Below are 20864 nucleotides of genomic sequence, written 5' to 3' on the forward strand. Positions count from 1 at the left end.
AGCCTCATTATCTTTGCAAACGCCCTATGATACGGGGCTGACCAGGGCAAACAAGTAATAGCGTTAGTCTGTACGTTTAAGCTAACCGCTCCGCAGCCGTTTTCAACAGGTGCTCGGTGGTTTCCCAGCCCACACAGGCGTCGGTCACCGACACACCGTAGCGCATGGCACCAAGCTTGAGCGGCTGTTTGCCTTCAAACAAGTGGCTTTCCAGCATCAGCGCGACCAGGTTGGTTTCACCCGCTTGGCGTTGGGCCAAGACATCCAGCATCACTTCACTCTGGCGGCGGTGATCTTTGCGCGCATTGGCGTGGCTGCAATCGACCATTAGCCTTGGGTTTTGTCCGGCGTTACGCAGCGCGGTGGTGGCCGCACACACGTGCTGAGCCTTATAGTTAGGCTCGCCGTGGCCACCGCGAAGCACCACATGTGTATGGGGATTGCCTACGGTTTGCTGGACAATTGGATGACCGTGAGAATCCACTGCGAAACGCTGGTGGGGGTGGGCCGCCGCACTCATGGCATCGATCGCCACTTGTACATCGCCACTGGTGGCATTTTTGAATCCCACCGCCGCTGACAAATCACTGGCCAGCTCACGGTGCAGCTGCGACTCGGTGGTGCGCGCACCAATCGCTACCCAGCTCAGCAAGTCGTCTAGGTAGGGTGCCAGCATCGGCTGTAAAAGCTCGGTGGCCACCGGCAGGCCTCGGGCGGCTACCGCATGCATTAATTCACGAGAGAGCGCCAACCCGCGTGGCATATCGCCGCTACCATCCAAGCCTGGGTCGTAGGCCAGCCCTTTCCAGCCCACTGTGGTGCGCGGCTTTTCAACGTAGACGCGCATGACTGGTAAAATATGCTCGCTAACCTCTTCACTTAACGCGGCCAAGCGGTCAGCGTATTCCAGCGCTGCATCAGGATCGTGAATGGAGCAGGGACCTACGACGACAAGCAGGCGGTCATCGTGGCCGCTTAAAATTTGCTGTACGGCGTGGCGTTGGCGGGCAATCTGTTCGCTTAACGTGTCATGGAGCGATACACGCTGACGCAGTTCAGCGGGAGTTGGCAGCCGCTGGGAAGCAGAAGCTGCTAATACCTTAGGGCGCGCAGTGGCATGGGCAGTGGTGTGAACAGTGTCTAGGGTCGAGCTAAGCGGCGCATTCATGTCTAATTCTCCGTAATCGTGTGACTAAGTGACCACCCTGGTGCACACGGTCGGAGGTGGCAGCTAGCACCGACCGCGCGTCGCTAAATCGCCAGCCATAGCAATAGCCCACAAAGCCGGTGACGATAGCGTTAGTCAGTGCGCGATAAATCATGATGCTGCTCCTTGATGAAATATTGATGAATAACTGCTTCTAACAATGGTCATACACGAAAACTGCGATAATCGAGAATTTCTACATTTAAGAAACCCCAGGCCCCAAAACGCCAAAAGCCCCGGCGGGGTTACCGACCGGGGCTTCTGTGCTTGCGGCAGGCAACCGAGTGGTGTGCCTGGTGGCGCGACGTTAGACGTCGGCCATGGGCACACCGTGGCTAAACCAATACCAATAAGATGCAGCGCGCACACCGCTATACTCAGCCATCGCAGGCAGAGTTTTTGCAGTTAGGGGGCACGCTATCGTTTGCATCGTTATATCCCGTTAGTGAAATCAGCTAGTCAAAACCCAGGTATTCAAAACCCAGGTATTCAAAACCTAGGTATTCAAAACCCAGGTATTAGGGTTCGCCCGTGGCATTATGGCTTTATCCTGCCTGCAAGCGCTGCAAATGGCAACACTCAACCGCTAAAAGCTTGTATCCAGCCAATAGTGGCGGGCAGCGCGCTCATACTTACCAGTACAACCACGCCTAAGATAATAGACAAAAAGCCAGATTCGTCTTTAAAGTCTTCGTCGTGATGGGCCATGTTAGCCTCCTTTTTTATCAACGCTGAGTCAGGGGTGTGAAAGGTCAGGCTCTCAGTATATCAAACAGAGCGTGGCGCGTAGGCAAACACATCCGAAAACACACGATCAAGCGGTATGCCTTTACTGTCGAGCACATCCAGGCAGGCATAGACCATGCCAGGCGATCCCGACAAATAAACATCGTTGGCGTCTGGCGTAATCTCAGCAGCTTTCAAGACCTGATCGATACGCCCCAAATGATGCGTAATCCGCTCCCCCGCGGCTAGCGGTTCTTCTAACGGCAGTTCCGTCACGGCATGGAACGAAACGTTAGCGTGGCTCTGCGCCCACTGACAGGCCAGTTGCTCCAAATAGAGATCCCGATGCTCACGGGCGGCCCACCAAAGCGAGACTTCTCGCTCAGGCTGTTTGTGCAGGACCGCCTCGACAATGGCTTTCATCTGCGAAAAGCCCGTTCCCGCAGCCACCAGCAACAGCGGCCTTTTACTCTCGCTATCCAGCACGCACTCACCGCCAGGTAACCGTAGCGTGAGCTGGTTGGCTACCTGCAGCAGTTCCCGCAGCCGTGCGGAGTTATCCCGCTCTGGCCAGTGCTGAATGTGCAGTTCAATAATGCCTTCGCCACGATCAAAACTTGCAATCGAAAATGGCACCCATGTCGACTCGTCTATTTTTAGTTCTAAATACTGCCCCGGGGCATGCTGCATGGCTTCGGCGCGCCCGGTTAGCGTCACACCAAACACATCGGGGTTTAAGTTCTCAACCTCGGTGACTTGGCAAGTCAACGTCCTAGCACTCATGAAAGCCTCTTTTTACAAATTCGGTCAGCAATGCGCCGCATGCTCAACTGTTGTGTTAACTCACATTATGTCAGCTACCGTGACGAGAGGGCGGCAACTCAAGACCTAGCCCCAGCGCTTCCCAACGTTCATCTACGCGCGTTTTAACGGCTTCGTCCATCACAATGGGTGTGCCCCATTCACGGTCAGTTTCACCTGGCCATTTATTGGTGGCATCCAAGCCCATTTTTGACCCAAGCCCTGAAACCGGCGAGGCGAAATCGAGATAATCAATCGGGGTATTCTCTACCATCACCGTGTCACGGGCAGGGTCCATACGCGTGGTAATTGCCCAGATCACATCTTCCCAGTTGCGCGCGTCTACGTCGTCGTCCAACACAATCACAAATTTGGTGTACATGAACTGGCGCAGAAAGCTCCACACTCCCATCATCACGCGCTTGGCGTGGCCGGGGTACTGCTTCTTCATCGTCACGACCGCCATACGATAAGAGCAGCCCTCAGGCGGCAGATAGAAATCAACGATTTCGGGGAATTGCTTGCATAGAATTGGCACAAATACTTCGTTTAACGCCAAGCCAAGAATGGCTGGCTCGTCTGGCGGACGACCGGTATAGGTTGAGTGATAAATCGCATCACGGCGCATGGTCATACGCGTGATGGTAAATACCGGGAAGTGGTCGACCTCATTGTAGTAACCAGTGTGGTCACCAAAGGGGCCTTCCGCTGCCATATCATCAGGGTAGATAAAGCCTTCGAGGATAATCTCGCTCGACGCGGGCACATCCAGATCCGCATGGCCGCACTTCACCAACTCGGTACGCGAGCCACGTAGTAAACCTGCAAAAGCGTACTCGGAAAGTGAGTCGGGCACGGGTGTCACGGCACCTAAAATCGTCGCCGGGTCGGCACCCAGCGCTACCGCAACGGGAAAAGGCTCGCCCGGGTGGGCTTTTTGAAACTCCAGAAAATCCAGGGCACCGCCGCGATGGGAAAGCCAGCGCATAATCAGGCGATTTTTGCCGATTTTCTGCTGACGATAGATGCCCAGGTTTTGGCGTTTCTTATTTGGCCCTTTGGTAATCACCAGTGGCCAGGTCACCAGAGGCCCTGCATCGCCAGGCCAGCAGTGCTGAATCGGCAGCAAGCCCAGATCGACCTCGTCGTCTTCATACACCACTTCTTGCACTGGCGCATGCTTGACGTTTTTTGGCCCCATGCTGAGCACTTGCTTGAAAATCGGCAGCTTGTCCCAGGCGTCTTTCAAGCCTTTAGGCGGATCCGGCTCTTTAAGAAACGCCAACAGCTTGCCGACTTCCCTTAGCGCTTCTACCGACTCCTGCCCCATACCAAGCGCGACCCGTTTGGGGGTACCAAACAGATTGCCAAGCAGCGGCATGCTGTGACCTTTGACGTTTTCAAACAGCAACGCCGGGCCACCGGCACGCAGCGTGCGGTCGCAAATTTCGGTGATTTCCAGATAAGGATCGACTTCGACGTGGATACGCTTGAGTTCACCCTGCGCTTCAAGCGCCGTGATGAACTCGCGCAAATCTTTATACTTCAAGGAACGCTCCCTGGCTGGCGAATGCGCCGCTAGATGGCATTAGCGGCGTTGATCATAGCAGTGGTTCTGCTACACGCTAGCGTCGCTCTGGCACTGTCAATTAACGGCGCTTCATCGCTTCAAAGAACTCAAGATTGGTCTTGGTATCTTTCAGACGGTCAATCAGGAATTCAGTCGCGGCGGTGTCTTCCATCGGATTGAGCAGCTTACGCAAAATCCACATGCGCTGCATTTCATCCTCAGAGGCCAGCAGGTCTTCACGACGTGTGCCACTGCGACGGATATTGATCGCCGGGAATACGCGACGTTCAGCCAGCTTGCGATCAAGGTGGGCTTCCATGTTACCGGTACCCTTAAACTCTTCGAAGATGACTTCATCCATCTTGGAACCGGTATCTACCAGCGCCGTGGCGATAATCGTCAGGCTGCCGCCCTCTTCGATGTTACGCGCCGCACCAAAGAAACGTTTCGGCTTCTCAAGCGCATGAGCATCGACACCACCGGTGAGTACTTTGCCGGAGCTAGGCACCACGGTGTTGTAAGCACGCGCTAGACGGGTAATCGAGTCGAGTAGGATGACCACGTCTTTCTTGTGTTCCACTAGGCGCTTGGCTTTCTCGATAACCATCTCAGCCACTTGCACGTGACGCGCTGGCGGCTCATCGAAGGTTGACGCAACGACTTCGCCACGCACGGTACGCGACATTTCCGTTACTTCCTCAGGGCGCTCATCAATCAGCAGTACGATCAGATGACACTCTGGGTTGTTGCGCGTGATAGACGTCGCGATGTTTTGCAACATCAGCGTTTTACCCGCTTTAGGCGGCGATACCAGCAGACCACGTTGACCTTTACCAATCGGCGCGGTCAGATCGATGATCCGCGCGGTAAGGTCTTCCGTGGAGCCGTTACCGATCTCCATGCGCATACGATCATCTGGGAACAGCGGCGTTAAGTTCTCAAACAGAATCTTATGCTTGGCATTTTCCGGACGGTCAAAGTTAATTTGACTGACCTTCAGCAGGGCGAAATAGCGCTCACCCTCCTTCGGCGGACGGATTTTGCCTGAAATGGAGTCGCCTTTGCGCAGATTGAAACGACGGATCTGCGAAGGAGAAATGTAAATATCGTCCGGGCCGGCGAGATAAGAGCTGTCCGCGCTACGCAGGAAGCCAAAGCCATCCTGGAGAATTTCCAGCACACCGTCGCCGTAGATATCCTCGCCACTTTTGGCGTGTTTCTTAAGGATGGCGAAAATGATGTCCTGCTTGCGCGAACGGGCCAAGTTATCAATGCCCATTTCACGGGCGATATCGAGGAGCTCGGGAACGGTTTTTTGCTTGAGTTCAGTGAGATTCATCGGTGTGTTAGAAAGTTGCTCATGGAAGCTGGGCGCCAGGCGCCGGGAGTAAGACAGGAGGCGTGAAAGTGACGCCGTGTGATGCGTTCAGACCCCGGTAAAGGCACGCGCTCGAAGATGAAAGGAACAGGGCTGGTCTTAACTAACAACGTGAGTACTTACAACGATAGTACTGGTCATCACTAAGGCTCAACTCGAGGGTGCTACCACTTGTTTAAACTGGTTCACACAGAAAAGTGGCTGAACCAATGGGTAATCTGACGACTTGGAAATCTGGCTGACGCTAACGAGATAAATAATGAATAACGTCTGGGGCGACCAAGATGCCTTACATTGGACGGCATATCAATACACATTTATCAATATTTAGTGTATTTGAGACTTACCGTGTCTGTGGACATACTAACTAACCAGGTCATATCAGGCCAGTAGCTCGATGGTAGTCAAGCCCCGCGATAAACGCAAGCCTTTGACAATTGACAATAGATAAAGGTCGCCGCAACCTTGGCACAGCCAACACGAAGGATAGCTCATGCCCATGGACATTTCGCTCCCCATTGCCGCCTCTACTGCAGAGGCAGAAAGCGGTGCGCCGCAGCGCTTAGCCGCTATTGACCTGGGCTCAAACAGCTTCCACCTACTGGTGGCCAACTACCAACATGAACGCCTTCAGGTGGTGGCCCGCTTAGGTGAAAAAGTACAGCTTGCTGCTGGCTTAGATGATGACGGCATGCTTAGCGAAGCCGCTATGCAGCGCGCACTGGACTGCCTGGCTCGCTTTGCACCCTTTTTAAGTGACATCACAGATGCCAATCTACGCATCGTCGGTACCAACGCCCTTCGCGATGCGCATAATAGCCAAACCTTTATCGAACGTGCCGAAGCGCAGTTGGGCCACGCCATCGAAATTATTGCCGGGCGTGAAGAAGCCCGGTTAATTTATTTAGGTGCAGCCCACGCCCTGGCAGAGAACGGACGGCGCTTGATAGTCGATATTGGCGGCGGCTCGACCGAATTTATTATTGGCGAAGATTTTGAGCCTAAAGCACTAGAAAGTTTGCGCATGGGCTGCGTTACCTACTCACGGCGCTTTTTCCCCGACGGCGAGCTAAATGAAAAACGTATGCGGCGGGCTGAACTCGCCGCCCTTTCAGAACTGGCCAATATCCAACGCCCCTACCAACGCTTAGGCTGGGAAGACCCGGTGGGCTCAAGTGGCACCATTAAAGCCGCCGCTAGCGTACTGCATGCTTACGGCGATTCGCCCCATGAAGGAGTGATCACCCGCAGCGGCCTAAAGAAGCTGCGCGAGCGCTTGCTGAAATGCAAACACCTGGACAAAGTGGAACTGGATGGGCTGAAGGCTGACCGCGCCAAAGTTTTCCCGGCGGGGGTTGCCATTCTAGGGGCGATTTTCGAAGCCTTTGATTTAGCTCAAATGCGTTTTGCCGATGGCGCTCTGCGTGAAGGCGTGCTTTATGACATGGCTGGGCGTAACAGCGCAGAAGACTCGCGCTCGAAGAGCCTGGAGTCGCTGCAGCGCACTTACGATGTGGATACCCGCCAAGGGCTTAATGTCGCCGATACCGCCGAACGATTGTTTGCGCTCGTTCGTCAGCCATGGTCATTAAGCCGTGATCAAGGGCGCTATTTGCTATGGGCAAGTCAGGTGCATGAAATCGGCTTGGCGATCTCCCACAGCCAGTTTCATCGCCATGGTGCCTACCTGCTTGAGCACTCTGACCTTGCCGGTTTTTCCCGCCCTGAACAGCGCCAACTGGCGTTTTTAGTGCGTGCTCACCGGCGTAAATTCCCGCTCAAAGAGTGGCAGGCCCTGCCTGATGCTCAACAGGCAATTACTCAGAAGCTTGCCAGACTGCTGCGCCTAGCCGTATTGCTTAACCACTCACGCCCCGAAACCGCCCCAGCGCTGCCAGACATAAGCGCCGACAGCGAAAATTTGATCATTACCCTGCCACCAAGTGACGAGCCTACCCTGTTAGCCACCGACTTAGAGCAAGAGCAGGCGTTTATGGAGGCGGCTGGCTTTAAGCTTGTGATCAAGACGTCAGACGGCTAAACACAACGTCCTCAGCCTGCCATAGCAACGTGGCAGGCGGGGAAATGACGCCAAGGCAGGCCTGTTCCTGCATCACCACCACTAACCGTTTACGCTCCCAGGGCGGCACATCGCTTTCTTGCAACAGGCGTTTCAAATCACGTCTGCCTCGCTCTGGGAGGTGAATCACTTCGCCTCCTTGGCGCCAAGTCACCCTCATTGGCTCAGATAACGGTGCAGAGAACCTTTTAGATAGCGCCACCTGCCAGCCTAGCGGACCCAGCGGCGTCTCCAACGGCATTTGACCATCCCAATGCACCTGCCATGGCGGTAAGGCTTTTAGCGGCGCCATAACATAGAGCCGATGGCGCCAAAGGCGAGCTTGAGCGCTTGGCCACTCAACACATACCTCAGCACCTGCTTTGGCTGTCAATTGCTCCAGCAGGTTTTCTAAGCGCTTCTGTGGCGGCGTCGACAAACCCTGCTGTTGGCATAATGCGCGAATAAGCAACCGTTGGCGCGGACGAGAACGCTTTCGCAGCGCATTCGCATCTACCTGCCCTTCCCCGACCACCAGCTCTGCTAGCTCAGCTTTGACGTATTCGCTCAGTACGGCGTCAGCTTCGCTGGCATGCGCAGCGCTATTCGCCAAGGCGGCCTCTGCTGCGGGCCAACGCTCGCGGAGGGCAGCCAGCACACGGTGGCGCAGGCGGTTGCGATCAAAGTTGATATCACGGTTCGTCGGATCTTCACACCATACCAGTGCCAGCGAGTGCGCCACCGCTTCCAGCTGTGCTCGATTGACGCTTAGCCATGGGCGCACCAGGGTAATCCCCTGGGTATCGCGACGATAGGGCATACCTGCCAAGCCGCGTAGGCCGCTCCCCCGCAGCGCCGCGAGCAGAAAGGTTTCTGCCTGATCATCCTGGTGCTGGGCAAGCCAGAGCGTATCGCCAGCGGGAAGGGTGGCGTAAAAAGCAGCATAGCGAGCATTTCGTGCAGCGCCTTCGATACCCAAGCCGTGAGGCGCAACCTCAATACCACCCACCGTCAGCGGAACGCCTACCCTCTTACAGAGGGTTTTACAGTGCGCTTCGAAGGTTGCTGCGGCCGCTTGTAGTCCGTGATTAATATGAATGGCGCGCAGCGGACGACCGGCTTTTTCGCACACCTGAGCGGCTAAGACGAGCAGCAGACAGGAGTCCAGCCCACCCGAGAGTGCCACCCAAATAGAGCGCCCCGGCGGGGTTTCCACCAGGGCGTCATTAAGTAGGCCTTGCAATAAATTACGCGGCTGGGGCGCCATAGCTCATTAAGCGCTTATAGCGACGCTCTAACAGTGCCTCGGTATCCAGCGCCTGTAAACGCTCCAGGCTTGCTGTTAGCGCTTCTTTGACGCGCTCTGCGGTGGTCAACGGATGACGGTGGGAACCGCCTAATGGCTCTTTAATCAATGAATCCACAAAGCCAAGCTCTTTTAAGCGTTCGGCAGTAATGCCCATGGCTTGAGCGGCGTCAGAAGCTTTTTCTGCGCTCTTCCATAGGATTGACGCGCAGCCTTCCGGTGAGATGACCGAGTAGGTGGAATACTGCAACATCTGCAGCTCATCGCATACGCCAATCGCCAAGGCACCGCCGGAGCCACCTTCCCCTACTACAGTGGAGATAATCGGCGTTTTCAGCCGCGACATCACCGCTAAGTTGTAGGCAATTGCTTCTGACTGACCGCGCTCTTCAGCGTCGATACCAGGGTAGGCGCCGGGCGTATCAATAAAGGTCAGAATGGGCATTTTGAAGCGCTCAGCCATTTCCATCAAACGGCACGCCTTACGATACCCTTCTGGGCGTGGCATGCCGAAGTTGCGGCGCACTTTCTCTTTTACATCGCGGCCTTTTTGATGGCCAATCACCATCACTGGCGCATCGTTTAATCGCGCGATACCGCCTACCAAGGCTGCATCGTCAGCAAAATTACGGTCACCGTGTAACTCATCAAAATCAGTGAAAATGTGCTCAAGATAGTCCAGCGTGTAGGGGCGCTGTGGGTGACGCGAGATCTGCGAGACCTGCCAGGGAGTTAAATCCTTGAAGATCGATTCCGTCAGCTTGCGGCTTTTTTCTTCAAGACGAGCAATCTCATCAGAGAGGTTCACTTGGCTGTCGGAGCTGACTAAACGCAGCTCTTCAATTTTTGCCTGAAGTTCGGCAATGGGCTGTTCAAAATCGAGATAATTAGGATTCATCGGCTCTGCCTATAAGCTGCCTGTAAAAAACAAGCCTGATCAAAATAAGAATTGATAAGTAATGCGAGAATAATGAGCATTATCGCACCCTGACCCTGCCACGCAAGCTGAGTGCCTGCCCAAGTGTCTTTTATCGATAACGCAGCTGCACGCCCGCTTGGCCCTGAACATCCCGCAGCGCCAGTAATAAATCATCGCTAGGGGCGACTTTCCACTCATCGTCTAGCTCAAGCCACGCCACCGCTGCCGGATGGCGATACTGCAGACGAACAGGTAAGCCCTCCTTATCGCGATAAGGCGTTAGGCTATCGCGCAGGCTCTCCACCAAACGACCATTGATTTGTCCCGCATCCAACGCCAACTCGACGGCTTGGCCATAGCGAATACGCGCGGTCACCATTGGCGTGACGTCTTTACCGCGCAGGCGCAAACCACCGGAGAATTCGTCGCTGGAGACCTCGCCTTCAACGATTAATACCTGATCGGACTCAATCTGACCGCGCAACTGCTCAAATAGCTCCCCAAACAGCGAGGCTTCAATACGGCCAGTGCGGTCATCCAGGGTAATAAACGCCATGGTATCGCCACGTTTGGACTTCATGGTGCGAACCCCTACCACCAGCCCAGCAACGCGCTGAGGGTCGCGGGAAGGTTTTAAATCGCTGATTCGGGTCGAGACAAAACGCTTTAACTCCCGTTCGTACTCATCAATCGGGTGGCCCGTTAGGTACAGCCCTAAGGTGTCTTTCTCACCAGAAAGACGCTCACGATCCGTCCACTCACGGGCATGGATATATTCAGCGTAAGCATCGCTATCGCCGTCATCTGCTTCGGCGAAGGCGTCGCCAAACATATCCATCATGCCCAGATTCTGGTTGGCATGGTTCTGTGCCGCCGCTTTTAGCGCATCTTCCATCGCTGCAAACAGCACCGCTCTATTGGGGCCGATGGTATCCAGCGCGCCGGAGCGAATCAGCGCTTCCAGGGTGCGCTTATTCATCCGTTTGGGGTCAATACGGCGGCAGAAATCGAAGATATCTTTAAATGGGCCGTCGGCGTTGCGGGCTTCCACAATCGCGCCAATCGGCCCCTCACCTACACCACGAATGGCACCCAGGCCATAAACCACGCGGGCATCGGTATCGACGGTGAATTTGTAACCACCCACATTGACGTTCGGTGGAGTGACGGTGAGCTTGAGGTTACGACACTCTTCAATCAGCGGCACCACTTTATCCAGGTTGTCCATTTCAGTGGACATAACCGCGGCCATAAAGGGCCCTGAATAGTGGGCTTTTAGCCACGCGGTCTGGTAGGAGACCAAGGCGTAAGCGGCAGAGTGCGACTTGTTAAAGCCGTAACCAGCAAATTTTTCTACTAAGTCGAAGATGTTACCGGCGAGGTCTTTATCGATGCCGTTGGCGGCACAGCCTTCCATAAAGCCGTCACGCTGCTTGGCCATCTCTTCGGGCTTTTTCTTACCCATGGCCCGGCGCAGCATATCGGCCTGGCCCAGGCTGTAGCCTGCCATCACCTGAGCGATCTGCATGACCTGCTCTTGGTAAAGAATAATGCCGTAGGTAGGCGACAGCACTGGCTTTAGCAGCTCATGCTGGTAATCCGGGTGTGGGTAAGAGACTTCGGCTCGGCCGTGCTTACGGTTGATAAAGTCATCTACCATGCCCGACTGCAGCGGGCCAGGGCGAAACAGCGCCACCAAGGCGATCATATCGTCCAGGGAGTCGGGCAGCAGGCGCTTGATGAGCTCCTTCATGCCTCGGGATTCAAGCTGGAACACCGCCGTGGTCTCGGCGCGTTTGAGCATCTCGAAGGTGGGAGCGTCATCCAGCGGGATACTGTCGATATTAAGCGGTCCCTGGCCGTTAACGCTGCGCACTTTGTCGACCATCTCCAGCGCCCAGTCGATAATCGTCAGCGTCCGCAGACCCAGGAAGTCGAACTTAACCAGCCCGGCCTCTTCAATATCGTTTTTATCGAATTGAACCACCAAACCAGCGCCATCTTCATCGCATAGCAGGGGTGAAAAATCTGTTAATTTGGTAGGCGCAATCACCACGCCCCCGGCGTGCTTGCCGGTGCCACGCGTGGTGCCCTCTAACTTGAGGGCCATCTCCCAGATCTCTTCGGCCTCTTCATCATTACCGATAAACTCTTTAAGCGCTGGCTCCTGCTCAATCGCTTTGGAAAGGGTCATGCCCACTTCAAAGGGAATCAGCTTGGAGAGCTTGTCGCCTAGCGAGTAGGGGCGGCCCTGGGCGCGAGCAACGTCACGCACCACGGCTTTGGCCGCCATGGTGCCAAAGGTAACAATCTGCGATACCGCATTACGACCATAGCGCTCGGCTACGTACTCAATGACTTTGTCGCGTTTCTCCATGCAGAAATCGACGTCAAAGTCGGGCATCGAGACACGTTCAGGGTTCAAAAAGCGCTCGAACAGCAGGTCGTAACCAATCGGGTCTAAATCCGTGATCTTCTGCGCGTAGGCCACCAGCGAACCGGCACCCGAGCCCCGCCCTGGCCCAACCGGCACACCGTTATCTTTCGCCCACTGGATAAAGTCCATCACGATCAGGAAGTAGCCAGGGAAGCCCATCTGGATAATAACGTTGAGCTCGAACTCAAGCCGCTCACGGTAGCGCTGGTCAATCGCTTTAAACTCATCACTATCGCGGGGATAGCGTTCAGCGGGGAACAGAAAATCAAGACGATCCGTCAGGCCATCGTGGGAGACCTTGCGGAAGAACTCATCCTGGGTCATGCCCTCAGGAATTTCGAACTCGGGTAGGAAAATTTCGCCCAGGCGCACATCCACGCTGCAGCGCTCGGCGATCATGACGCTGTTTTCCAGCGCTTCAGGAATATCGGCGAATAGCGCTGCCATTTCTTCGGGGCTTTTTAGGTACTGCTCTTCAGTGTAGCGGCGCTCGCGGCGCGGATCGTCCAGCGCTCGGCCTTCGCCAATTGCCACGCGTGTTTCGTGGGCCCAAAAATCGTCGCGCTCTAGAAAACGCACGTCGTTAGTGGCCACCACCGGTGTGCCTGTCTCAATAGCCAACTTAACGCTGGCATGCACGCAGGCTTCTTCCAACGGGCGGCCGGTACGCACTAACTCCAAGTAAAAACGCTCGGGAAACGCCGCCTGCCACTCTTTAAGCATCTGACGCGCTTCAGGCTCGTGGTCAGACAAAAGGTGACGACCAATTTCTCCTTCCCGCGCACCGGAGAGTGCAATCAGGCCTTCGTTTTGCTCTAACACCCACTGCTTATCGAGAATAGCGCGTCCCTGACGCTGTCCGTGTGTCCACCCCTTCGAGATCAATTCGGTCAGGTTTCGATAGCCAACGTCGTTCATCGCAAGCAACGTTAGCCGGTAGGGATGGGATTCATCGTGAGGATTTTGCAGCCATAAATCGCTGCCGATAACCGGCTTCAACCCCGCCCCCTGGGCGGCTTTGTAAAACTTAACCAAACCAAACAGGTTGGTTTCATCGGTCAAGGCCAGCGCCGGCATCGCCCGTTCAGCGGTGGTACTGACCAGCGACTTGAGCTTAACCAGGCCGTCGACCAGGGAGTATTCACTGTGTAAACGTAGATGGACAAACGGAACCGTCATGACACTCTCAGCAAATAAAGAAACGGACTTAAAGCAGCGCTAATTGACGCTGAACGGGAGCAAAACTGCGGCGATGGTCGGGCAACGGCCCATGGGCTGCCAGCGCGGCGAGATGCTCTTTGGTGGGATACCCTTTATGGCGGGCAAAGCCATACTCAGGATAGCGCATATCCAGCGCTACCATCTGCGCATCTCGGGCGACTTTAGCCAAAATCGACGCTGCGGCAATGGCGCAGTGGCGTGCATCGCCCTTTACCACGGCTTGGCCGGGCAGGAGATGGCCGGGTAATTTGTTGCCATCTACCAGCAAATATTCCGCCGCAGGTGCCAGCGTATCGATCGCCCGACGCATGGCCAGGTGGGTGGCGTGGTAAATATTCAGTGCATCCACTTCAGCCGCGCTCGCTTCTGCCACGGCAAAGGCCAGTGCTCGCTCGCGAATCTGAAGATCCAACGCTTCACGCTTGCCGGCGGTAAGCTTTTTTGAGTCGGTGAGACCGTCAATCGGTTTGGTAGGATCAAGGATCACTGCGGCGGCGACCACGCTGCCTATCAGCGGGCCACGACCCACTTCATCCACCCCGGCTAACAGCTCGCCGCCATAGGCAATCTCAAGTGGCGGAAAATCCGCATGCTCAATACACCAGCGCTCAATCGACATGCTTTTATTCGTCATAAACCGTCTCTAGGGGCTGGCCCGCCACTAGCTGGCTAATCGCCTCAGCAGCGCGACGACTGGCGTTACGCTGAAGGGTGGCATGCATCGTGGCAAAGCGTGTTTCCAAAGCGTGACGGCTAGCGTCGTCTGCTAGCATGGCACCCAACCGTTCGGCAATCGCCTCAGGTGAGGCGGCATCCTGGATCAGTTCCGGCACCAGAGTTTCTTGAGCAATCAAGTTGGGCAGCGATACCCAGCGCGTTTTCACTAGCCGCTTAGCCAGCCAATGCGTCATCGGTGCCATCTTGTACGCGACCAGCATAGAGCGATGACATAGCATCGCCTCCAACGCGGCAGTGCCCGAGGCCAGCAGAACGATGTCGCTAGCCACCATGGCTTCGCGAGCCTGACCATCCAAGAGCGTCGTGCGCTCGGTGAGCAGGGGATAGTGCGTCAGCAACATACTGATTTCACGGCGGCGGTCGGGCGTTGCTGCGGGGATAACGACCTGAAGCTCGGGCTGACGCTGACAGAGCTGCTCGGCAGCGGCAAGAAAGGTATCACCCAGGAAACGGACTTCATTGGCTCGGGAGCCGGGCAATAGCGCCAACACCGGGCGATCCAGGGCTAATGCTAGCTCTTGACGGGTGGCAGCGCGGTCATTTTGAAGCGGCATTTCGTCTGCCAGGGGATGCCCCACAAACGCCACAGGCACGCGATGCTCACGATAGAAAGCGGCTTCAAAAGGAAGCAAGGTCAGCATGCCATTTACCGACTTGGCGATACCTTTTACGCGCCCCTGGCGCCACGCCCATACCGAAGGACTCACATAGTGAGCGGTGGTAATACCCGCCTGACGGAGCTGGCGCTCCAGGCCTAAATTAAAGTCTGGTGCATCAATACCCAGCATAATGTCAGGCTGCCAGGCCAACGCTTCGGCTTTTAATGTACGCCGCACACGGATCAATTCGGGGAGGTGCTTTAGTACTTCGACCAGCCCCATCACAGCGAGAGTTTCTAGAGGAAAGCGGCTCTCCATGCCTTCAGACTGCATGCGCGGCCCACCGATGCCACGAAACTCGACGCCTGAGTAACGTGCTTTAAGTTCACGCATCAGACCAGCGCCGAGAATATCGCCAGAGAGTTCCCCGGCCACGATATAAACACGTTGCAGGGTCATAAGAAGTTCAGCATGGGTTAGCGAGTGATACCGCGGGTCGAACGCTCAATAGAAGCAGCAAAATGCTCAACCTCGGGTATATCAAAACGACTGCGCATTTCGATTAGCGCCTGCTCCGTTGTTAGGCCTTGGCGATAGACTATCTTATAGGCAGTGGTAAGCGCGCTGATCGCTTCACGGCTAAAGCCACGCCGCTTCAAGCCCACCAGATTAAGACCTCTCGCTTCCGCAGGATTGCCATTAATCATTATATAAGCAGGCGTATCCTTGGTAATAATCGAGCCACCCCCTGCCATGGCGTGATCGCCAAAGTGGCAGAACTGATGCACCGCCGCCAAGCCACCGAGGATGACATAGTCGCCGATGGTAACATGGCCAGCCAAGGTGACCTGATTGGCTAAAATACAGTCGTTACCGATAACGCAGTCATGGCCAACATGTACATAGGCCATAAACAAGTTGCGTGAGCCAATAGTGGTTTCATTGCGATCCTGAACCGTGCCCCGATGCAGCGTCGCACCTTCGCGTATCACATTGTCATCGCCCATCACTAAACGCGTGGGTTCACCTGCATACTTTTTATCCTGACAATCCTCTCCCACCGAGGCGAACTGAAAAATGCGTGTACGCTCACCCAGCGTAGTGGGACCCTTGACCACCACATGGGGGCCAATCACAGAACCAGCCCCGATGGTGACGTCGGGGCCAATAATGCTAAAAGGGCCGACGGCAACGTCGTCTGCAAGCTGCGCCGTTGGGTCGACCAGGGCAGTAGGATGTATCAAGCCACCTTCCTCTCAGCACAAATAATTTCCGCTTCGCAGGCCAGATCACCATCAACGGTGGCACGGCACGCGAACTTCCAAATACCGCGCTTACCTTTAATAACATTAGCTTCTAATGTAAGCTGGTCACCTGGCATGACCGGACGCTTGAAACGCACTTTATCACTACCCACGAGATAGTAGACGTAGCCATCTGCAGGCAGTTTATTAACCGTTTTAAAACCGAGAATGCCACACACTTGGGCAAGCGCTTCGACCACCAGCACGCCGGGCATAATCGGATGGTGCGGAAAATGGCCATTGAAGAACGGCTCATTGATGCTGACATTCTTATACGCAACGATAGACTCACCGATGGCTAGCTGCGTTACTCGATCCACCAACAAAAAAGGATAACGGTGGGGCAAGTATTCGCGAATTTCATTGATATCCATAACCATCGTAGTAACCCCTAAAATGTCAAAATGCCTGATAACGCCAAGCAAACCCCAGCGCTCCTGCTGGTTAAAAGGCAGTGGATTATAACGCGCTGCTATTTAGCCTCAAGCCAGTAGTGAATAAAATTTACGCAGCGCTGATTATTCACGCTGTTTTTTTTCCACTTTTGCCAATCGCTTAGCGATATCATCAAGCTGTTTAAAACGCACTGCATTTTTCCGCCACTGCGTATTGCTCATGGCTCCGGTACCCGAGGAGTAGACACCCGGCTCATGAATAGAGTTTGTTACCAAACTCATACCCGTCACCTGAACCCCATCGCAAATCGTTAGATGGCCCGATAATCCTACACCACCCCCCAGCATACAGTGCTTGCCTACTTTGGTAGAGCCAGCGATGCCCACACAGCCCGCTAATGCGCTGTGATCGCCAATGATCACGTTGTGGGCAATTTGCACCTGGCTATCAATTTTGACGTCATCACCAATCACCGTATTTCCCAGCGCTCCCCGATCAATACTAGAGCAACTGCCTACTTCTACGTCATCGCCCAGCACAACACCACCCAACTGTACAATTTTGTGCCAGCCAGCGCCGTCGTGAGCAAAGCCAAACCCATCGCCACCAATGACGCAGCCACTCTGCAAGATCACCCGCTTACCAATCACCACGCCATGGCAAACAGTAACGTTGGCATGCAAACGTGTTCTCTCTCCAAGCTGGCTATCCGCCCCCACCACGCTGCCTGCGCCAATCACCACGCGGTCACCCAGCACCACACCGGCCTCGATCACCGCGTGAGCCTGGATGGAGACACCGGCGCCTAGCTGAACGTCATCGGCCACGACCGCCGTTGGGTGAATGCCGACAACATCGCGTGTAGGCAGCGGATCAAACAGTTGGGATAGCTTGGCATAGCCCAGATAAGGGTTATCGATTTCCAGACGCGGTACAGGACAATCCTTACCATACTCAGGGTGCAGTAACACAGCCGCTGCCTTAGTCGTCGCCAAATCCTTTAAGTAGGCGCGATTAGCTAAAAAAGCTACCTGATCTGGCTGCGCTTCTTTTAGCGTTGCCAGACCACGTATCGGCTGCTGTGCGTTGCCACTAAAGGCTATGCCCAAGTGGCGCGCAATGTCTGCGAGAGTAAGGTGATGAGAAGCGTGCGTCATGGGAACCCAGGGAAGCGTTGGTGCAGTTAGGCCACACCATCCGTCGTTTAAAGTTAGTTCAAAGTGTCGAATATCTGGGTGACTTCGTCGGTCAGATTAGGCAAGTCTACTCCGGAATGGAGTACGCCCTGCGGTTCGACAAGAACATCAATACCGTGGCGCTCTAATACTTGAGCGACCGCCTGCTCCAGCTTCGGCTCAGCACCTTCTAAAAACTGCTGCTCAGAACGCTGCTGTGCCTGCATAATTTCTTGGCGGAGTTGCTCGAAACGGCCGCCCTTCTCCTGTAATTCGCCAATTAGCGCCTCACGCTGCGACTGCGCCATAGACTCGCCTTCGTCCTGCAGGCGCTGCTGTAGCTGCTGTAACTCATTGCCCAAGCTCTGCGCTTCACGCTGCTGACTACCGATCTGACCTTCAAGGCTACTTAGCGATGCTTGAGCCGACTGGGTATTCATCAGCGCCGCACGCCAGTCAAGCACTGCCACTTCCGCTGCGTGAGCAGGCAAAACCATGGCGCCTAACAGGCATACTACCACTGTCAGTTTACGCATCGTATCAACTCCTTAGGTCACGCTAGCACGCACCACCATGGCGCGTGATCTAGCAAATTAAAACGTTTGCCCGAGTGAGAACTGGAAGAACTGCGTGTCATCGCCACTCTCGTCGTTCAATGGCTCGGCGATGCTGAAGGTCAGCGGTCCGACCGGCGTCAGCCAAGAGAGGCCAATGCCGGCACTGTAGCGCAAGTCACCTAAGTCAACGCCAGAGCTACACTGCTGCCGCCCCACATCCGCATCCATCACATCGTAACAAGAGCTTAAGAAGGTATTACCACCGTCCACAAAGAACGATGTTTGAAGCGAACGCTGGTCTTCAATAAACGGCATCGGAAAGATGATCTCCGCACTACCTTCGATAGAGATGTTACCGCCCAAGGTACGATCACGACCGCCTTCATTCGCTGGTGTAGTGCGCTGCCCCAGGGTGTTCGACGTGAAGCCACGTACCGAGCCCAAACCACCTGCATAGAAGTTTTCATAGAAGGGGAATGGGTCATTGCCACCCAGTGTATTGGCATAACCTATGTTGCCGGTAAACTTGAGCGCCCAGGTATCGTCATCACTCATTGGGAAAAGCTGCTGGGCTCGCGCACGAAGCTTGTAGTACTCCGCATCGCTACCCGGCGCGCTTGTCTCTAGTGACAAGCGCTGGTAGTTACCAGCTGTCGGCATAATACCCCGGTTGAGGTTGTTGCGTGTCCAACTGGCCGTCAGTTTCAGACTTTGCGCATCCTCGCCCTGGTCTTCTACATAGCGGCGAATTTCTGAGGCTGTATCGAAGTAGGTTTTAACCGTTAGGTCTTCAATGCTGGCGCCGAAATTAAGCCGCGATAGCTCGCTAACGGGATAGCCGAAGTTGATACCGGCACCATAGGCATCTGTCGAGAACGTCGAAATATCAGAATCGGCGTAATCGGTTTCACGATAGAACACATTGTAGCCGCGGGAAATACCATCCAGCGTCCAGTAGGGGTCAGTGAAACCAAAGTTTACGCTGGTAAAGGTATCACTGCGCTGAGCACCGATGTTGACGCGGTTACCCGTCCCCAGGAAGTTGTTTTGAGACAGCCCAACACCGTAAATAACCCCCGCGCTTTGTGAGAAGCCCACACTGGCAGAAACTGAACCGGAAGGCTGCTCTTCAACGTTATAGGTGACGTCCAACAAGTCTGGCTCGCCAGGTACGGGCTGGGTATCCACCTCGACTTGGCTAAAGAAGCCCAGCCGTTCAAGACGCTGACGAGACTGCGTGATGGCATCAGTTGACGCAGGGGCGCCTTCTAACTGAATCATTTCACGACGCAGGACTTCATCTTGGGTCGTGGTATTACCAAAGAACTCAATGCGGCGCACGTAAGCACGCTCACCCGGGTTAACGGCAATGACTAGATCAACGGTTTCACCGTCACCTGACATTTCAGGGACACCTTCAATCTCAGCAAAGGCAAAGCCCTCGGCACCAAGACGCTGGCGCAGTGCTTCGGTTGAGGCGTTCACATCACCACGGGAGAAAATTGCTCCCTCCTCGATGGTAAGCAACTGACGGGCTTCACTCTCACTAATCTGCAGATCACCGACAAAACGAATGTTACCCACGCGGTATTGATTACCTTCATCAACGTTCAGGGTAATAAAAATCTCGGATTTTTCGGGGCCAATCGACACTTGGGTCGAGGTAACGTCAAAGTTGACGTAACCGCGATCCAAGTAGAATGAACGCAGTCGTTCAATATCGCCGGACAGCGCTTCACGGGAGTACTCATCGCTAGAGAACCAGCCAAAAAAGCGCCCTGCTCGGTCATTCAGCTCAAATACGTTGCGCAGCGTTTCGTCATCAAAAGCGTCATTGCCGACAATATTAATCTGTCGGATTTTGGCAACTTCACCTTCGTTGATATTGATATTGACCTGCACACGGCCTTCATCAACTTCTTCAACCTCGGTATTTATACTGGCACTGTAACGGCCCTGAGATTGGTAAACGCCCTCAAGCTCACGCTGAATTTCTTCTAGCGTGGATAGCTCTAGCACCTGGCCTTCTGAGAGGCCCGATTGGCGCAAACCATTGCGCAAATCGTCTTCGGATATTTGGTCGTTACCGCTAATCTGTAGCCGCGCGATGGTCGGTCGTTCGACCACTTGAATGACGAGAACATCACCCTCGCGTGCTAACGAGACATCATCAAACAATCCCGTTGCAAACAAGTCACGCGCAGCGGCAGCAAGCTGCTGCTCGCTGACGCGGTCATTGGCACTCACCGGAAATGCATTAAAGACCGAGGCGGCAGATACCCGCTGTAGTCCTTCCACTCGAATGTCTGAAACATCAAAGGATTGTGCTTGGGCGCCGCTGGCGCCTGCCAGCAAGAGTGCCGCCATTCCAAGGGTCTTGATTTTCATGCAGTCAATTCGCTCGCGTTGGTCTGCCCATCATTCCAGAAAGGCACCATATACATTTGTGCAGGCAGATGACAAGGCATCCT

At 54.8% G+C, this 20864-nt stretch carries 16 protein-coding genes; 1 reads left to right on the plus strand and 15 read right to left on the minus strand.

Going from position 1 to position 20864, the window contains the following annotated elements; all coding sequences use genetic code 11:
• Positions 1-76: 76 nt before the first annotated feature.
• The 5 genes from ACQKE4_RS05880 to rho all read right to left on the minus strand — a co-directional run bounded on the left by ACQKE4_RS05880 (position 77) and on the right by rho (position 5643).
• Positions 77-1168, minus strand: a complete 1092-nt coding sequence (locus ACQKE4_RS05880) for a 3-deoxy-7-phosphoheptulonate synthase (RefSeq protein WP_427387345.1) — start codon at positions 1166-1168, stop codon at positions 77-79.
• A gap of 618 nt (positions 1169-1786) precedes the next feature.
• Positions 1787-1915 (minus strand): hypothetical protein, encoded by a 129-nt coding sequence (locus tag ACQKE4_RS05885; RefSeq protein ID WP_290838037.1) that lies wholly within the window; start codon positions 1913-1915, stop codon positions 1787-1789.
• Positions 1916-1975: 60 nt separating this feature from the next.
• Complete coding sequence (locus ACQKE4_RS05890) at positions 1976-2716, minus strand: FAD-binding oxidoreductase (RefSeq protein WP_427387346.1); 741 nt, start codon at positions 2714-2716, stop codon at positions 1976-1978.
• 70 nt (positions 2717-2786) lie between these two features.
• Entirely contained in the window at positions 2787-4283 is a 1497-nt protein-coding gene (ubiD, locus tag ACQKE4_RS05895) for a 4-hydroxy-3-polyprenylbenzoate decarboxylase (protein WP_290838044.1), read from the minus strand.
• A gap of 100 nt (positions 4284-4383) precedes the next feature.
• Entirely contained in the window at positions 4384-5643 is a 1260-nt protein-coding gene (gene rho / locus ACQKE4_RS05900) for a transcription termination factor Rho (RefSeq protein WP_007111700.1), read from the minus strand.
• 532 nt (positions 5644-6175) lie between these two features.
• Between rho and ppx the strand changes: the two genes are divergently transcribed.
• Complete coding sequence (gene ppx / locus ACQKE4_RS05905; protein WP_427387347.1) at positions 6176-7723, plus strand: exopolyphosphatase; 1548 nt, start codon at positions 6176-6178, stop codon at positions 7721-7723.
• Here the strand turns inward: ppx and tilS are convergent.
• The 10 genes from tilS to bamA form a co-directional block, all read right to left on the minus strand.
• Positions 7704-9008, minus strand: coding sequence for a tRNA lysidine(34) synthetase TilS (gene tilS / locus ACQKE4_RS05910; protein ID WP_427387348.1), 1305 nt, complete (start codon positions 9006-9008; stop codon positions 7704-7706). The two genes, ppx and tilS, sit on opposite strands and share 20 nt — an antisense overlap.
• Positions 8989-9945, minus strand: coding sequence for an acetyl-CoA carboxylase carboxyl transferase subunit alpha (gene accA / locus ACQKE4_RS05915; RefSeq protein WP_290838057.1), 957 nt, complete (start codon positions 9943-9945; stop codon positions 8989-8991). The genes tilS and accA overlap by 20 nt, the downstream gene beginning before the upstream one ends.
• Positions 9946-10075: 130 nt before the next feature.
• Positions 10076-13582, minus strand: coding sequence for a DNA polymerase III subunit alpha (dnaE, locus tag ACQKE4_RS05920; protein WP_427387349.1), 3507 nt, complete (start codon positions 13580-13582; stop codon positions 10076-10078).
• A 28-nt stretch (positions 13583-13610) separates the two neighbouring features.
• Positions 13611-14258 (minus strand): ribonuclease HII, encoded by a 648-nt coding sequence (gene rnhB, locus ACQKE4_RS05925; protein WP_427387350.1) that lies wholly within the window; start codon positions 14256-14258, stop codon positions 13611-13613.
• On the minus strand, positions 14248-15420 hold the full coding sequence (lpxB, locus tag ACQKE4_RS05930) for a lipid-A-disaccharide synthase (RefSeq protein WP_427387351.1): 1173 nt from the start codon (positions 15418-15420) through the stop codon (positions 14248-14250). The genes rnhB and lpxB overlap by 11 nt, the downstream gene beginning before the upstream one ends.
• 17 nt (positions 15421-15437) lie before the next feature.
• Positions 15438-16205 carry an acyl-ACP--UDP-N-acetylglucosamine O-acyltransferase gene (gene lpxA / locus ACQKE4_RS05935; protein WP_427387352.1) on the minus strand — a complete coding sequence of 256 codons (768 nt, stop codon included), beginning with the start codon at positions 16203-16205 and terminating at the stop codon, positions 15438-15440.
• On the minus strand, positions 16202-16645 hold the full coding sequence (gene fabZ, locus ACQKE4_RS05940) for a 3-hydroxyacyl-ACP dehydratase FabZ (RefSeq protein WP_427387353.1): 444 nt from the start codon (positions 16643-16645) through the stop codon (positions 16202-16204). The genes lpxA and fabZ overlap by 4 nt, the downstream gene beginning before the upstream one ends.
• Before the next feature lie 138 nt (positions 16646-16783).
• On the minus strand, positions 16784-17818 hold the full coding sequence (lpxD, locus tag ACQKE4_RS05945; RefSeq protein WP_427387354.1) for a UDP-3-O-(3-hydroxymyristoyl)glucosamine N-acyltransferase: 1035 nt from the start codon (positions 17816-17818) through the stop codon (positions 16784-16786).
• Between the two features lie 53 nt (positions 17819-17871).
• Positions 17872-18372 (minus strand): OmpH family outer membrane protein, encoded by a 501-nt coding sequence (locus ACQKE4_RS05950; protein WP_427387355.1) that lies wholly within the window; start codon positions 18370-18372, stop codon positions 17872-17874.
• Positions 18373-18429: 57 nt separating this feature from the next.
• Entirely contained in the window at positions 18430-20781 is a 2352-nt protein-coding gene (gene bamA / locus ACQKE4_RS05955) for an outer membrane protein assembly factor BamA (RefSeq protein ID WP_427387356.1), read from the minus strand.
• Between the last annotated feature and the right edge of the window lie 83 nt (positions 20782-20864).

Origin of the sequence: Halomonas sp. NPDC076908 (genome assembly GCF_050269715.1) — a bacterium.
Taxonomy (GTDB): domain Bacteria; phylum Pseudomonadota; class Gammaproteobacteria; order Pseudomonadales; family Halomonadaceae; genus Vreelandella.

Bases quoted from the DNA above. Each gene is read 5' to 3' on its own strand.
- ACQKE4_RS05880 (WP_427387345.1), bottom strand. From the start codon at position 1,168: ATGAATGCGCCGCTTAGCTCGACCCTAGACACTGTTCACACCACTGCC.
- ACQKE4_RS05885 (WP_290838037.1), bottom strand. From the start codon at position 1,915: ATGGCCCATCACGACGAAGACTTTAAAGACGAATCTGGCTTTTTGTCT.
- ACQKE4_RS05890 (WP_427387346.1), bottom strand. From the start codon at position 2,716: ATGAGTGCTAGGACGTTGACTTGCCAAGTCACCGAGGTTGAGAACTTA.
- rho (WP_007111700.1), bottom strand. From the start codon at position 5,643: ATGAATCTCACTGAACTCAAGCAAAAAACCGTTCCCGAGCTCCTCGAT.
- ppx (WP_427387347.1), top strand. From the start codon at position 6,176: ATGCCCATGGACATTTCGCTCCCCATTGCCGCCTCTACTGCAGAGGCA.
- tilS (WP_427387348.1), bottom strand. From the start codon at position 9,008: ATGGCGCCCCAGCCGCGTAATTTATTGCAAGGCCTACTTAATGACGCC.
- accA (WP_290838057.1), bottom strand. From the start codon at position 9,945: ATGAATCCTAATTATCTCGATTTTGAACAGCCCATTGCCGAACTTCAG.
- dnaE (WP_427387349.1), bottom strand. From the start codon at position 13,582: ATGACGGTTCCGTTTGTCCATCTACGTTTACACAGTGAATACTCCCTG.
- rnhB (WP_427387350.1), bottom strand. From the start codon at position 14,258: ATGACGAATAAAAGCATGTCGATTGAGCGCTGGTGTATTGAGCATGCG.
- lpxB (WP_427387351.1), bottom strand. From the start codon at position 15,420: ATGACCCTGCAACGTGTTTATATCGTGGCCGGGGAACTCTCTGGCGAT.
- fabZ (WP_427387353.1), bottom strand. From the start codon at position 16,645: ATGGTTATGGATATCAATGAAATTCGCGAATACTTGCCCCACCGTTAT.
- lpxD (WP_427387354.1), bottom strand. From the start codon at position 17,818: ATGACGCACGCTTCTCATCACCTTACTCTCGCAGACATTGCGCGCCAC.
- ACQKE4_RS05950 (WP_427387355.1), bottom strand. From the start codon at position 18,372: ATGCGTAAACTGACAGTGGTAGTATGCCTGTTAGGCGCCATGGTTTTG.
- bamA (WP_427387356.1), bottom strand. From the start codon at position 20,781: ATGAAAATCAAGACCCTTGGAATGGCGGCACTCTTGCTGGCAGGCGCC.